Genomic DNA, 14,458 nt, shown 5'->3' with positions numbered 1-14,458 from the left:
TCTCCTTGGCGGAGTTTGGGTTTTACACAAAAAAAAAGACCTTGGCTGCATGCAGTCATGCGGCCAAGGTCTCACTAGTCGGCAGGGCCAACGGCAGCACCAGACGTGATGTCAGGCTGTTGATGCTGCCAGGGTCTCAAGGACCCAGTTACTCCCCTTAGGTGCGGACAAAATAGTTGCTCTCTCTCCGCCTGTCAAGCCTGAATCCGCCTTTTCCGTCCCGTGGCCGTTCCCCGGATTGCAGGGCAGATGCCTCTCTGCTATGAGTAGCGTCATGAACATCATCTGCCCTCAATGCGGTTTCAGCCGTCCTTTCCCTCCCGATCGCGCTCCGGCGCATTCGGTGATCGCCACCTGCCCCCAGTGTTCCTGCCGCTTCCGCTTCCATCCCCAGGATGGCAGCAGCGAACAGCTTTCGCCCGTCCGCAATGAAGCCGCCCCGGCGGCCAGCGACCTGCCCCCCGGCGCCATCATCCCCGGCATAGGGGATGACGGGAAAGGCGGGGCCCCCTGCCGCCGCGAAGATCCCCGCGAGGAGATCCCGCCCTTCCGGCCCCGTGACCGGCAGGAAGAGCCCAAGCCGCAGGCAGACGACGAGCCGCTTGAAGATGACTTCCGGGACGACGACGCCGACGACGACCGCCCCGGCCTGCCTTCCGGCAACCCCTGGGACGTGGCGCCCGCGCCTTCGGGCTGGATGGTGGCCTTTTACCGTACGGCCACGCGCATCATGTTCGGCGCGCCGGCCTTCTTCAGCTGCCTGCGCCCGCATCGCCGCTCCCTGCGCGCCCTGAGCTTCTATCTGATCGTCAGCGTCATCCTTTCCGTGGTGCAGCTGCTCTGGATGCGCGGCATGACCTCCATGCTCGTGGACGGCGGCATGGACCCGCAGATGCAGCAGATGATGGCCAGCACCCTGGCCATCCATGAGAGCATGCCCCTGTTCGTGCTCAAGCAGGTGGCCTTCGTGACCCTGCAGCTGTATGTGCAAAGCGCCCTGCTCTATCTCATGTACCGGCTCATCCTGCGCGACAAGCCGGAATTCGACCTGATCTTCCAGGTCAGCGCCTACGGCTCGGCGCCCATGCTGCTGTGCGTCATCCCCGTGCTGGGAGCGCTCACCGGCCTGGTCTGGAGCCTGGCCTGCACCCTTGTGGGCTACAAGACCGTGCTGCGCCTGGACTGGAGCCAGACGTTGCTGGGCTACGCGCCCGTTTTCCTGCTGGAGATGTTCCTGCTCCTGCAAGTGATGCAGATGCTCTAGCCCCATATCGACCTGGCCTTTTCCCCCTCCGCCCGTGCCACCCATGAACGAAAACCCTTCCCAGCCCGTCCAGGACGCTCCCGCTCCTGGAGAAAAAAACGGTTTCGACCTCACCCGGCTGCTGCTGCCGGGAAGCATCGTCCTGGCCCTGTGCCTGCTGCTCTGCATCTGGCTGTGCATCGACATCTTCATCTGGCCGCTGGGCACGCGCCAGCGCATCCTCATGTGCCTGCTGCTGTTTGCCCTGCTCCTGCTGCTGGGCCTGGGCGCCTGCCTGTGGCGCGGCATCTACCTGCCCCTGCTCACGGCCCTGCGCGAACTGGGCCCCGATGCCGACGGACGCATGCCGCAGGGCTCGCCCGTGCCCGCCATCACCTGCCGCATCCGCCGCATGCACGAGAACATGCAGCGCACCCGCCTGGCCCTTGAGGAAAGCCACGAGAACCTGCGCCAAAACCTGCGCCAGACCGAAAAGATGGCCCTGGTGGGCAAACTGGCCGCCGGGGTGGCCCACTCCATCCGCAACCCGCTGACGGGCCTCAAGCTGCGCCTGTTCTCCTTCACCCGGGGCATGGAGCTTTCCCCGGCCCAGCAGGAAGACGTGCAGGCCATGAACGAGGCCGTGCGGCACATGGAAGCCATCACCAGCAATTTTCTGGAATTTTCGCGCCGTCCGCGCCTGAGCAAGGAGCCGCTGGACATGAGCGAGGTGCTGGACCGCACCCTCATCCTGCTGCAACCGCGCATGGAAGCCTACAAGGTGACCCTGCGCCGCACGCGGCACGCGCCCCTGCCCCGGGTGGACGGCGATGCCGAACAGCTGCGCGAGGCTCTGGCCAACCTCATCATCAATGCCTGCGAAGCCGCCGGTACCGACGGGGAAGTGCGCATCAGCGAAGAGCGCGGCCGCCTGGCCCCGCTGGGGCCCGTGGTGGTCATCCGCATCGAGGACAGCGGCCCCGGCGTGCCCGAAGAGCTGCACGAGGTCATCTTCCAGCCCTTCATGAGCACCAAGGTGGAGGGCACGGGCCTGGGCCTGCCCATCGCCCGGCGCATCTTTGAAGAACACGGCGGCTGGCTGCACCTGCACAACGCACCGGGACACGGGGCCAGCTTCGTCATGGTACTGCCTGTCCGCAAGGGGGACGACGTATGGCTGAGATCCTCATAGTCGACGACGACCACCACCTGCGTCAGGGCTTCCAGCGCCTGCTGGACGCCGAAGGCTACGAGACGCGCACCGCCGCCTCGGCCGAGGAGGCCCTGAACCTCATGCGGGAAAGGATGCCGCAATGCGTGGTCATGGACGTGCGCATGCCCGGCATGGACGGTCTGGAAGCGCTCAAGCGGATGCGTGCCCTGGAGGGCTGTCCGCCGGTGGTCATCATGACGGCCTATTCCACCACCGAGACCGCCATCGAAGCCACCCGGCTGGGGGCCTTCGACTACATGCTCAAGCCCTTCGACATCCCGCAGGTGCTGGAGCTGCTGCAACGGGCCCTGGCCGCGGGCGAGAGCCAGCGCCGCCACGAGGCCCAGTCCGCCGAGGAGGCTCTGGGCGAAGAGGACGACATCCGCCTGGTGGGGCATACGCCCCCCATGCAGGAGCTGTACAAGGCCATCGGCCGCGTGGCGCCCACCGATGCCCTGGTGCTGATCCGGGGCGAATCCGGCACGGGCAAGGAGCTGGTGGCCAATGCCATCTGGCGCTACAGTCCGCGCTCCCGCCGCCCGTTCTCGGTCATCAACTGCGTGGCCATCCCCGACACCCTGCTGGAGAGCGAACTTTTCGGTTATGAACGCGGGGCCTTCACCGGCGCGCAGCACCGCCGCATCGGCCGTATCGAACAGGCCGCGGGCGGCACCATCTTCCTGGACGAGATCGGCGACATGCCGCCGGGCATCCAGGCCAAACTGCTGCGCCTGCTGCAGGAAAAACAGATCCAGCGTCTGGGCGGGCATGACTCCATCGACGTGGACGTGCGCATCATCGCCGCCACCAACGCCAATCTGGAGCAGGCCGTGGCCGACGGGCGTTTCCGCGAGGACCTTTACTACCGTCTCAAGGTGGTGACCCTTTGGACCCCGCCGCTGCGCGAACGGCGCGAGGACATCCCGGCCCTGGCGGCCTTTTTGCTGCACCGGCAGGCCGCCGAGCTGCACCGGCCCGATCCCGGTCTGGAAGAAGAGGCCCTGCGCTATCTGGCCGGTCTGGACTGGCCCGGCAACGTGCGCGAACTTTCCAATGCCCTGCAAAAGGCCCTGGTCTTCAACAGCGGCGCCCCGGTGAGCATCCGCGACCTGCAGCTGGTGCTGGATTCCCCGGCAGTGCATCCCCCCGCGGCGGGCCTCAGCATCAACGGCAACGGCGATACCGGCCCTGCCCCGGGCGTACGCCGCTCCCCCGTCGGCACCAGGAACGGCTTCCACGAAGGGGAAGCTCCTGTCGAAGACGCCCCGGCTTCTGCTGGCGTACCTCACAACGACGAACAGCGCAGCCTGGCCAGCATCGTCACGGCCTGCCTCCGGTCCGGCGATCCTTCGCCCTTCGACACCTGCATGGACATCATGGGCAGGGCCGTGGTGCGCGAGGCCCTGCGCCAGTGCCGGGGCAACCGCTCGCAGGCGGCCCGCCTGCTGGGCCTTTCCCGCCCCACCCTGCTGGCGCGCATGGAAAAATACGGCCTGAAGATCGAGACCCGCATCAGCGACGAATGAGGGCCGCGGGACAAACGCCCGTCACCGCTTCAATGCTCCGCCATCCCAGGGCCTGCCGGTCTCCGGCGGGCCTTCTTTTTTGCCTGTCGGCACGGCGGCCTTCCCGACACACCCCGGTACGGATGTCCCGCCCGAAAACGTCCCGCCGTACGCGCGTGAGGCTCCCTCCGCCATGCCCTGCCACGCCCTCAGCCCCCAGGCACAGCCCCAAACGACCCGCCCGGTGACGGCACCTTCCCCCGCCGCACGGTTTTGCGGCATGGCAAGGCCAACTTTCCCGGCCAACGGGCACAAAAAAAGGCGCCGCCCCGAAGGGCAGCGCCTGGAAAAGTCAGGACCGGCCGAACTTACTTGTTCAGGCAGCAGGCGTCGTCCACCTTGAAGAAGGCAGCGGCCTTGGCGCCACACACGGGGCAGCTGTCACAGGGGCCTTCGTGGGTGTAGCCGCAGACCTTGCAGACGTAGAAGTCGACGTTGTCGAAAGCGTGGTTGTCAGCGGCAGCCTTCTTGTACAGGTTGGCGTGCACTTCTTCCACCTTGTTCACCATGTCCATGTACTTGGCCACGGCGGTCTGGCCTTCGGCTTCGGCTTCCTTGATCATTTCAGGATACATCTTGGTGAACTCGTAGGTCTCACCACCGATGGCGTCCTGCAGGTTGGCGGCGGTGTCGCCGATCTTGCCGGCGTTCTTCAGATGGGTGTGGGCGTGGATGGTTTCGGCGGCGGCAGCGGCGCGGAACACCTTGGCCACACCGGACAGGCCTTCCTTGTCGGCAGCCTGGGCGTAGGCGAGGTATTTGCGGTTGGCCTGGGATTCACCGGCGAAAGCAGCCATCAGGTTTTCGAGAGTCTTGCTCATTGTGGTTCTCCTTGGGGGGTATATGTTCAAAAAAAAGTTGTCTCAATCAGTAACGATTCCTGTTTACAGAAAACTCATGCCTTTGTAAAGCATTTTTTTGCGTATTTTTATTTCCGCCTCCAATAAATAAGGCCCGAATGGCCCGCGTCAATGTCCCGGAGCCGGATTAGCACCGTCTTTCCTGCACAAAAACGCCCTTTGTTCCATGCCCTGTCCGCAAAGCTTGCGAGCCGGGCCAAGGCAGGCTAAAAAAACGGCATGACAGCGACCACATCCCTTGCACAAGCCCTTTCGGCCCAGGACATCATCCGCCATTATGACCTGATGCCCCACGTGGAAGGCGGCCACTACCGGCGCGTCTGGTGCAGCTCGCAGGATCTGCAGCCCGAGAGCCTTCCCTGCGGCATCTACGGCAGCCGCCCGTGCAGCACGAGCATCCTGTATCTGTTGCAGGCGGGCGAGCGCTCACGCCTGCACCGCATCCGCCAGGATGAGTTATGGCATTTCCATCTGGGCGGCCCTTTGCGCCTGTACTGCCTGACCCCTGACGGCAAGGAGCTGGACAGGATACTGGGGGCCGACATCCTGGCCGACCAGCATCTGCTGCTGCCCATGCCCGGCGGCTGCTGGTTCGGCGCCGAACCCTGCCCGGGGACGGATTTTTCCCTGGTCTCCTGTACGGTGGCGCCGGGCTTCGATTTTCGTGACTTCGAGCTGGCCAAGGCGGCCTGTCTGGTACGCCGCTATCCTTTTGCCAAAGAAGGCATCGAACATTTTTGCCGGCTGCCTGACGGCTGTCCCGATCCCGGGAAAGGCTACCGGGGATGAGCCGCTTCCCCATCCCCGCGGCCGATGCCGCCGCCCCCTTCCAGACCGAGATCATCATCCGGCGCAGCCGTTTTTTGACCCACTGCGCGCATACGCCCGGCATGGAAGCCGCCCGCGCCTTCGTGGAGCAGATCCGCACCAAACACGCCGACGCCACCCACAACTGCTGGGCTTTCGTGGCCGGGGCTCCGGGACACAGCGGCCAGGTGGGCTTCTCGGATGACGGCGAACCGCACGGCACGGCCGGGCGCCCCATGCTGCAGGTGCTGCTGCATTGCGGCGTGGGCGAGATCACCATGGTGGTCACGCGCTGGTTCGGCGGCGTCAAACTGGGTACCGGCGGCCTGGTGCGCGCCTATCAGGATTCGGTGCGCGAGAACCTGGCCACCCTGCCGCTGGCTGAAAAAGTGCCTACCGTGGAGCTGGACGTGCAGCTGGACTATGCCCATCTGGACCGCCTGCACCGCCTGCTGCCCACCTTCGAGGCCCGCGTCTGCGCCGAGGCCTACGATCAGGCCGCCCGGGTACGCATCTGCCTGCCCGAGGCCCTGCGCGGCCCCTTCGAGGAAGCCATCGCCGGACGTACCGACGGCCGCGCCCGCTGTACGCCGGTCGAGGAAGCGTGAGGCAGGGGGCTGCCGCAAGACACGTCCTGCCGTCCGCCTCAAAGCGTCTCCGGCATATCCACAAGACGGCTTCCCGCCCGAACCGGCCCGCGCACCCGGCAGGCGCAGGCCCGTCCGCCTTTTCAGGCACGCCCCTTTCCAGGGGAAGATGGCCAGCAGTCCCCGACCGGGATACGGATCCCCCCAATATAAAAATAAGCCCCGCCTGCTGTCCGGCAGACGGGGCTCGTCCATTCTTCAAACTCGGCGGGAGGAGATCCGTTCTCCCCTGGCAGCGTCCTTACTGTATCACCTTCACCGGCACATCGGGAGCCAGGCGCACGATACCGTCGATGATGACCTGTTCCCCGGCCTTGAGCTCGCCTTCCACCACGCTGATGTCACCAGACTCAAAGAGGATGTTCACCTTGCGGTAAGAGGCCTTGCCGTCGGCACCGGCCACATAGAGGTAATTTTCCTCACGGCCGCTCTGCACGGCCCGACTGGGGATGGCCAGGGCCTGGCGCGCCATGCCCAGCGGCAGTTCCACGGTCACGAACTGGCCGGGCCAGAGGCGACGGTTCTCATTGTCGAAGGTGGCACGCAGCTGGATGGTGCCGGTGGTGGTATCCACGCTGTTTTCCACCAAGGTCAGCAGGCCCTTTTCGGTCTGCCCGCCCGTGGGGGTCACGTCCACTTCCACAGGTCCGGCATGCATGCGGTCGAGGATCAGGGAAAGATGCCGCTCCGGCACCGAAAAGGTCACATAGATGGGCGAAAGGGTGTCGATGCTGACGATGGGGGTGGTATCGGAGCTGCGCACCATATTGCCCTTGTCCACCTTGAGACCGCCCACACGACCGCTGATGGGCGCGCGCAGGGTACAGTAGGAAAGGTCGAGGGCGGCGCTTTCCACCGCGGCCTTGTCGGCCTGCACGGTGGCGCGCAGGGCCGCGGCCTCGGTGGCGGTCTGCTCGTAGGCCTCGCGGCTCACATAGCCGTTGCCCACCAGCTTGCCGTAACGGCCCGCATCGTTGGTGGCCTTGTGCAGCTGGGCCTCGGACTTGGCCAGCTGGCCCTTCTTTTCGCGCAGGGTGGCTTCAAAGGGTCGCGTATCGATGGTCAGCAGCACATCGCCTTCCTTCACGTCCTGGCCTTCCGTAAAATGCACCTTTTCTATCTCGCCGGTCACACGGGGAGTGAGCCCCACACTGGCGGAAGCCTTGACGTTGCCCACAGCGCCGAGCACGCGCGGCACGTCCTGCGGCTGTACCGTCATCACATGCACGGGCGCGGCCTGTCTGCCGCCCTGTCCGTCCTTGTCGCCGGAACAGGAGGCCAGCACGGGGACGAGCAGCAGCAGGAAGATGGCAAGATGTTTCATGGCAGTCCTCACGATTTTCTGAATGATGCCTCAAAAACGTTGCACACCAGACACATCGCGTCAAGAAAACAAATGTGTGGTCCTGCCCGGGAGCGCTTGCCCTCCCTGCCTTCCCGGACGGACAGCGGCCCCGGGACAATTGACTTTCCCCCCTGTGCGGGCATAATAATCCCGCGGCGGGAGAGCCCGCGAACTCATCCGAAATTTCCGATGCTGGAGGCACAAGAATTGGCAAAAAACCGCGCATTGCAACAGTGGCGGGTGGAAGATTCCATCGAACTGTACGGTATCCGCAACTGGGGAGCCGGCTTTTTTACGGTGTCCGATGAAGGGGACGTGGTCGTCTGCCCGCAGGGCCCAAAGGGCCCGCAGATCTCCATACCGGAGATCATCTCCGGCTTGCGTGAACGCGGCTATGACATGCCCGTGCTGCTGCGCGTGGAAAACATCCTGGACTCCCGTATCGCCAGCCTGCACGAGTCCTTCCTCAAGGCCATCAAGAACCTGAACTATCAGGGCGAGTACCGCGGCGTCTTCCCCATCAAGGTCAACCAGCAGCAACAGGTGGTGGAAAAGATCGCCCAGTTCGGCTCCCGCTACCATCACGGTCTGGAAGTGGGCTCCAAGGCGGAGCTCATCGCCGCCGTCTCCCTGATGCGCGATACCGAAGCCTGCATCGTCTGCAACGGCTACAAGGATGAGGAGTTCATCGACCTGGGCCTGCAGGCCCAGCGCCTGGGCTTCAACCTGTTCTTCGTGCTGGAGATGCCCAGCGAACTGGACGTTCTGCTCTCCCGCAGCCGTGAACTGGGCATCCGCCCCAACATCGGCGTGCGCGCCAAGCTCTCGGTCAAGGCCAGCGGCCACTGGACCGACTCCGGTGGCGAGCGCTCCACCTTCGGCCTTTCCCCGGCCCAGATCGTGGACGTGGTGGACAAGCTCAAGGCCTGCGACATGCTGGACTGCTTCCGCCTGCTGCACTACCACCTGGGCTCGCAGGTCTCCAACATCCGCGACATCCGCACCGGCGTCATGGAAGGCGCGCGCCTTTATGTGGGCCTGGTGCAGGAAGGCGCGCCCATGGGCTACCTTGACCTGGGCGGCGGTCTGGCCGTGGACTACGACGGCTCGCACACCAATTACATCTCGTCGCGCAACTACAATCTGGACGAATACAGCGCCGACATCGTGGAAGCCATCATGAGCATCCTCGACGAGCAGCAGGTGCCGCACCCGCACATCATCACCGAATCCGGCCGCGCCACCGTGGCCTACTATTCCGTGCTGCTGTTCAACGTGCTGGACGTGAGCGCCGTGGAAGAGGCCCAGCTGCCCGCCGAGCTGCCCGAAGACACCCCCGAGCCCGTGCTGAACATGCGCGAGGTCTACGGCAACATCAGCCTGCGCAACCTGCAGGAATGCTACAACGACGCCATCTACTACCGTGACGAGATGCGCAAGCTCTTCTCCACGGGCCGCGTGAACCTGCGCCAGCGTACCCTTTCGGAGCGTTTCTTCTGGGCCATCATCATGCGCATCGCCCAGGAAAAGGTGAAGCTCAAGACCGTGCCCCGCGACCTGCAGGACATCGACGTGAGCCTGGCCGACATCTACTACGGCAACTTCAGCGTCTTCCAGTCCCTGCCGGACAGCTGGGCCATCGACCAGCTCTTCCCGGTGATGCCGGTGCACCGCCTCAACGAGTTCCCCTCGCGCCAGGGCATCATCTCGGACATCACCTGTGACTCTGACGGCCGCATCGACCACTTCATCGACCCGCAGGGCCTCAAGACCACCCTGGACCTGCATCCCCTGAAGGACGGCGAGGAATACTATCTGGGCGTCTTCCTGGTGGGTGCCTATCAGGAGACTTTGGGCGACCTGCACAACCTCATGGGCGATACCAACGTGGTCTCCATCCGCGTCGATCCCGACGGCGGCTATGAGTACGTGCGCGAGATCCGGGGCGACTCCGTGGCCGACATCCTGAGCTATGTGGAATACGACCCCCGCCGTATCCTGGACGACCTGCGCGCCACGGCCGAACGCGCCGTGCGGGCCGGACGCCTGACCCCCAGCGACCGCTTTGCCGTGCTCCAGGCTTTTGAAGACGGCCTGCGCGGCTACACCTATTTCGAACGCTAGGAAAGAGGGCGCTCGCAGGGGAAGGGACCTTTTCCCGGAGCTGGAAAGCCCCTCTCCTTGCGCCTCTCCAAAGCGCTTTCTGCAAACGTCGAACGCCCGGCATTTCCTGCCGGGCGTTCTTGCTTTGCCGCACGGGACGCGCCACACGAAGACAGCCAGGTCGCACGCCGACTAGAGCAGGACCGACGTCAATGCCCGGGAGCTTTTTCTCCCGATCCGGGGCGTCGCAGGCAGTGCGATCATCAATCAGCCTCTCAGACCACGCTTGGAAGCCTTGATGGGGTTGATCTTCTTCTTGGCTTCGTCGGTGTAGACCGGGATGCGGTGGGCATTGGCCTCGGCCAGGCGAACGGGGTCCAGATCGAGGGCCAGCAGGCGGGCTTTGGTGGTGGCCCTGCTGCCGGAATAGCGGTGGGGGTCCGCCAGGTTCTTGTCCAGATAGTTGGCACTGGTCAGATACAGGCCGCGCTCGTCGATGGCCAGGCAGAATTCCTGCCCGTTTTCCATGACGGTCTGGATGACCATGCCGGAGGTAGTGCCGAAGCGATTGTCCATACGCTCTCCTTTGCTGGATATTTGTATCAGTTTATAGAAAAAGAATTTCATTTTCAATTAAAATATCCCAGCAATTTTTCCTGGCGCTGCCTCCCCTTCTAACGGGTACGTGAAACGCCCGCTCTCCCGCATCACCTGTCGGGGGACAGGCTGTCAGGCACGGCCTTCTTGGCAGGCAGCGTTCCGTCTTTCCGCATAAGACATACTTTAGGGGGAGAGATGCAGGGGCAAGGGACACTCTGCCGCACGTGCCGGCGACCAGCCGGCGGCCCGCAGGCCGTGCCCGTTGCGACGAAAAAAGCTGCGGGCAGCGACGGCAGCGCGAGGGCCCCTCCCCCTGGATGACCTATCATTTACCCATACAGATGGCAGCGGACCCGCCAGCCGGGCTCCAGCTCCTTCCACTGCGGGGCTTCCTCGCGGCAGCGTTCCGTGGCCTGCGGACAGCGGGGATGGAAGCGGCAGCCCGACGGCGGATCCAGCGGGCTCGGCAGCTCGCCCCGGATGTTCTGCTGGGGCGCGCGCACCGGGCTTTTGCCGTCGCGCAGATCCTCAAAGGAAGGCACCGAGGCCAGCAGGGCGCGCGTATAGGGATGGGCGGGCTCCCGGAGCAAACGCTCGCGCGGGCCCTCTTCCACGAAACGGCCCAGATACATGACCAGGATGTGAGGGCACATGAAGCCCACCACGGCCAGATCGTGGGAAATGAACAGATAGGCGGGCCCGAAATCCTCCTGCACCTGCCGCAGCAGGTTGAGGATCTGCGCCTGCACCGAGGCATCCAGCGCCGAGACCGGCTCGTCGCAGACGATGAGGTCAGGATGGGTCATGAGCGCCCGGGCCACGGCGATGCGCTGCCGCTGACCGCCGGAGAACTCGTGCGGGTAGCGGCGTTCCAGACCGGCCAGGCCCACCGTGGCGAACATGTCGCGCACCCGCTCCCGGCGTTCCCTGCGGCTCAGGCGCTCCCCGGCCAGCAGGCTCTCCTCCACCGAGGTGCCCACCGTGCAGCGGGGATCGAGGGAAGAGAACGGGTCCTGAAAGACCATCTGGATGCGTCCGGCCGCCATGCTGCCCGCTCCGGCAGGCGGCAGCGACGCGCCCCGGAACAGGATGCGGCCGCCGGTGGGACGTTGCAGACCGCAGACCAGACGGCCCAGCGTGGACTTGCCGCAGCCGGATTCGCCCACCAGCCCGAGGCTCTGGCCGGGCCGCAGGACAAGGTCCACCCCGTCCACGGCCCGCAGATGGCGCACTTCGCCCAACATGCCCTGACGCACCGGGAAGTGGCAGCGCACATCTTCCAGCGTCAGCAAATCGTCCCTGTTCCCGGTCTCCATCACAGGCCTTCGTCCACCTGCGCCTCGGCAAAGGTGGCCATCTCGTTGAAGATGTTCACGGCGCAGCGCAGCAAATGATAGGCCACGGCGCCGCCGGTGCCCTCGCCCAGCCGCATGTCCAGATGCAGCAGGGGCGTGCCGCTGTCCAGCGCGCCCAGGGCGGGCACATGGCCGGGCTCGGCCGAGGCATGGGACAGGATGGCGTACTGGGCCACCAGCGGGCAGATGTGCACCGCGGCGGCATAGGCGGCGCTGCAGATGAAGCCGTCCACCAGTATGGGCAGGGAGCGCGACGCGGCCCCCAGCATGATGCCGGCCATGATGGCCAGCTCGAAACCGCCCAGCGCGGCCAAGATGTCCACCCCGTCGCCCTTCAGGGCCGCGGCGTTGACCTCTAAGGCGCGACGCACGATGGCGGCCTTGTGGCGCACCCGTTCGGGATCGGAACCGGCCCCCGGGCCCGTGGCCACGTCAGGGTCGAAACCGAACAGCGCACAGTTGATGGCCGTGGCCGGCGTGGAATTGCCGATGCCCATCTCGCCGGTGCCGAAACAGCGGTAGCCCTTGTCCGCGAACTCCTCCACCAGGGCGATGCCGTGGCGCAGGCCCTGCAGGCAGGTCTCACGGCTCATGGCCGGGCCCTTGCTGATGTCGGCGGTGCCGTCGCCCAGGCGGCGGTCGATGAGCAGCTCGTGCGGCTCGTAGGGCCCCCCGGCGCAACCGGCATCCACCACGCGCAGGTCCATGCCGCTGCTGCGGCACAGCACGTTGACGCCCGCGCCGCCGTTGAGGAAATTGCGCGTCATCTGGCGGGTCACGGCCTGCGGCATGGGCGAGACGCCCTGGGCCGTCACGCCGTGGTCCCCGGCCACGGTCAGCATCAGGGCCGGGCTCACGCTCAGGGGCGTGACCCCGCCTGCCATGGCATACAGGCGCCGGCCCAGTTCTTCCAGACGCCCCAGACTGCCGCGCGGCTTGGTCAGGTTGTCCAGATGGGCCTGGGCCTTCTCCAGCAGGGAACTTTCCAGGGGACGGATAAAGAGGCCCGGCAGGGCGGGCACTTCCACAGCCTCACGATATACGGGAACTTGTTTCATGTTTTCTGTGTAACGTCTTGCCCGGCCCGGCGCAAGCATGGCCCGTCTTTACCTGTGTGACGGCCTGTATTAAAAAAGGTGGATCCTGCCGGGAATGCCCGCGTGGCCCATGTCCCGCCCGGACAAAAGCAGGGCATCGCCGCCGTCCGTCCACGGCTGCCGCTCCCCTGCCCCTGGGCCTTCCCGCCCTTTTTCCATCCGCAACGATCACGGAGTTGACCATGCATCCGTCGTTTTCCCTGTTCCCCGGCCTGCGCCGCGCCGCAGGCACCCTGGCCTGTCTGGCCCTGCTCTGTACGGCCACGGCCCCTGCCGCCGCGCCCGTGCCGGATTCCAGCCCGCGCATGACCCCGGTGGTGCGCGCCGTCCAGGCCACGGCCCCCGCCGTCGTCAACATCACCAGCACCCATGTGGTGGAGCGCCAGCGCATCTCGCCCATGGACCAGTTTTTCGGTTTCGGCCCGGGCTTCGACCAGCCCCGCCGGCAAAAACGCGTGAGCCTCGGCTCCGGCGTCATCGTGGACGGCAAGCGCGGCCTGGTGCTGACCAACGCCCACGTCATCGCCGGTGGCGACGAGGTCATGATCCATCTGCAGGACGGCCGCCAGTTCCCCGCCGTGGTCAAGGGCGCGGAGCCGGACTTCGACCTGGCCGTGCTGGAGATCCAGGGCCCCCATGACCTGCCCGCCGTGCCCCTGGGCGATTCCTCCGACCTCATGCCCGGCGAGACCGTCATCGCCATCGGCAACCCCTTCGGCTTCAACCACACCGTCACCACGGGCGTGGTCTCGGCCCTGGGCCGCACCATCCGCAGCGAGAGCGGCGTGTTCACCGACCTGGTCCAGACCGACGCCGCCATCAACCCCGGCAACAGCGGTGGCCCCCTGCTCAACCTCGAAGGCCGTCTGGTAGGCATCAATACCGCTGTCCACGCCCGCGGCGAGGGCATCGGCTTTGCCATCCCGGTCAACAAGGCCCGCCGCGTCATGGATGACCTTGTGGGCCAGGGCCGTGTGGCGCCCCTGTGGCTGGGCCTGGCCGCCGACGACGTGGACCAGCGCATGGCCATGGCCCTGGGCCTGCGTGAGCCCCGCGGCATCATCGTCACCCGCCTCTACCCCGGCAGCCCTGCGGGCAAGGCCGGCATCGAGCCCGGCGACGTCATCGACAGCATCAACGGCTCGCCCGTGCGCGACCGTCGCGAATACGTGAACATCCTGCGCAACCAGGTGCCCGGCGCCGAGCTGACCCTGGGCGTGCTGCGCGGCGACAAGCCGGAAAAGATCCGCGTGAAGCCCGCCTCCTTCGACGATGCCACGGCCCTTTCCCTCATGCAGGAGATCTGGGGCCTGCGCGTGCGCGAGGCCGACGGCCTCATGCTGGTGCGCGAGACGCGCCGCCCCGGCCCCACGGACTTCCTGCGCCCCGGCGACGTCATCGCGGCCATCGGCGGCATGCGCATCCGCACCACCGCCGATCTGGTCAACGCCTTCCGCCGGGAACGCCTGGCCAATCAGGTACTGATGCAGATCGTCCGCGACGGCCGTCCGTATTACGCGCGCGTGCTGCTGCAATAAACGCGCCGGACACGTCCCCTGCGACGATGTGCAAAGAAATCTTCCCTTGACAGCCCAAGGGGGGGGACGCTATGCATTCCCTTGG

The 14,458-nt window shown here is 65.7% G+C and carries 12 protein-coding genes; 7 read left to right on the top strand and 5 right to left on the bottom strand.

All coding sequences use genetic code 11. The annotated features are described in order from the left end of the window. Positions 1–274 precede the first annotated feature (274 nt). Genes HF854_RS06180 through HF854_RS06170 form a run of 3 tightly spaced genes read left to right on the top strand, consistent with a single transcriptional unit; the run spans position 275 to position 3,982 of the window. Positions 275–1,264 (top strand): YIP1 family protein, encoded by a 990-nt coding sequence (locus tag HF854_RS06180; protein WP_168935507.1) that lies wholly within the window; start codon positions 275–277, stop codon positions 1,262–1,264. Positions 1,265–1,307: 43 nt separating this feature from the next. Further along, positions 1,308–2,435 (top strand): sensor histidine kinase, encoded by a 1,128-nt coding sequence (locus HF854_RS06175; protein ID WP_168935506.1) that lies wholly within the window; start codon positions 1,308–1,310, stop codon positions 2,433–2,435. Further along, positions 2,417–3,982, top strand: coding sequence for a sigma-54-dependent transcriptional regulator (locus HF854_RS06170; protein WP_168935505.1), 1,566 nt, complete (start codon positions 2,417–2,419; stop codon positions 3,980–3,982). Before HF854_RS06175 ends, HF854_RS06170 begins: the two co-directional genes overlap by 19 nt. A gap of 347 nt (positions 3,983–4,329) precedes the next feature. On the opposite strand, the gene HF854_RS06165 is transcribed toward HF854_RS06170, so the two are convergent. Then, entirely contained in the window at positions 4,330–4,842 is a 513-nt protein-coding gene (locus HF854_RS06165) for a rubrerythrin family protein (RefSeq protein ID WP_168935504.1), read from the bottom strand. A 258-nt stretch (positions 4,843–5,100) separates the two neighbouring features. On the opposite strand from HF854_RS06165, the gene HF854_RS06160 reads away from it, so the two are divergent. Together HF854_RS06160 and HF854_RS06155 are read left to right on the top strand one after the other, a co-directional pair. After that, on the top strand, positions 5,101–5,670 hold the full coding sequence (locus HF854_RS06160) for a cupin domain-containing protein (RefSeq protein WP_168935503.1): 570 nt from the start codon (positions 5,101–5,103) through the stop codon (positions 5,668–5,670). Continuing rightward, positions 5,667–6,296: a YigZ family protein gene (locus HF854_RS06155; protein ID WP_168935502.1), complete on the top strand. Its 630-nt coding sequence runs from the start codon at positions 5,667–5,669 to the stop codon at positions 6,294–6,296. The genes HF854_RS06160 and HF854_RS06155 overlap by 4 nt, the downstream gene beginning before the upstream one ends. 280 nt (positions 6,297–6,576) lie before the next feature. Here the strand turns inward: HF854_RS06155 and HF854_RS06150 are convergent, their stop codons facing one another. Further along, a complete protein-coding gene (locus tag HF854_RS06150) occupies positions 6,577–7,659 on the bottom strand; it encodes an efflux RND transporter periplasmic adaptor subunit (RefSeq protein ID WP_168935501.1) in 1,083 nt (360 codons plus the stop codon). A gap of 228 nt (positions 7,660–7,887) precedes the next feature. On the opposite strand from HF854_RS06150, the gene speA reads away from it, so the two are divergent. Further along, positions 7,888–9,804 (top strand): biosynthetic arginine decarboxylase, encoded by a 1,917-nt coding sequence (gene speA, locus HF854_RS06145; protein WP_168935500.1) that lies wholly within the window; start codon positions 7,888–7,890, stop codon positions 9,802–9,804. A gap of 246 nt (positions 9,805–10,050) precedes the next feature. Here the strand turns inward: speA and HF854_RS06140 are convergent, their stop codons facing one another. From HF854_RS06140 to cobT, 3 genes are all read right to left on the bottom strand, one after another. After that, on the bottom strand, positions 10,051–10,359 hold the full coding sequence (locus HF854_RS06140) for a hypothetical protein (protein WP_168935499.1): 309 nt from the start codon (positions 10,357–10,359) through the stop codon (positions 10,051–10,053). 353 nt (positions 10,360–10,712) lie between these two features. Further along, entirely contained in the window at positions 10,713–11,699 is a 987-nt protein-coding gene (locus tag HF854_RS06135) for an ABC transporter ATP-binding protein (protein ID WP_168935524.1), read from the bottom strand. Continuing rightward, a complete protein-coding gene (gene cobT, locus HF854_RS06130; protein ID WP_168935498.1) occupies positions 11,699–12,796 on the bottom strand; it encodes a nicotinate-nucleotide--dimethylbenzimidazole phosphoribosyltransferase in 1,098 nt (365 codons plus the stop codon). The genes HF854_RS06135 and cobT overlap by 1 nt, the downstream gene beginning before the upstream one ends. Before the next feature lie 221 nt (positions 12,797–13,017). On the opposite strand from cobT, the gene HF854_RS06125 reads away from it, so the two are divergent. Beyond that, positions 13,018–14,373 (top strand): trypsin-like peptidase domain-containing protein, encoded by a 1,356-nt coding sequence (locus HF854_RS06125; RefSeq protein ID WP_239463901.1) that lies wholly within the window; start codon positions 13,018–13,020, stop codon positions 14,371–14,373. Positions 14,374–14,458 lie beyond the last annotated feature (85 nt).

Source organism: Desulfovibrio piger (assembly GCF_012843875.1).
Classification (GTDB): Bacteria; Desulfobacterota; Desulfovibrionia; order Desulfovibrionales; family Desulfovibrionaceae; genus Desulfovibrio.
The sequence above is the reverse complement of the archived record's forward strand: the minus strand, read 5'-3'. Positions and strand labels throughout refer to the sequence as shown.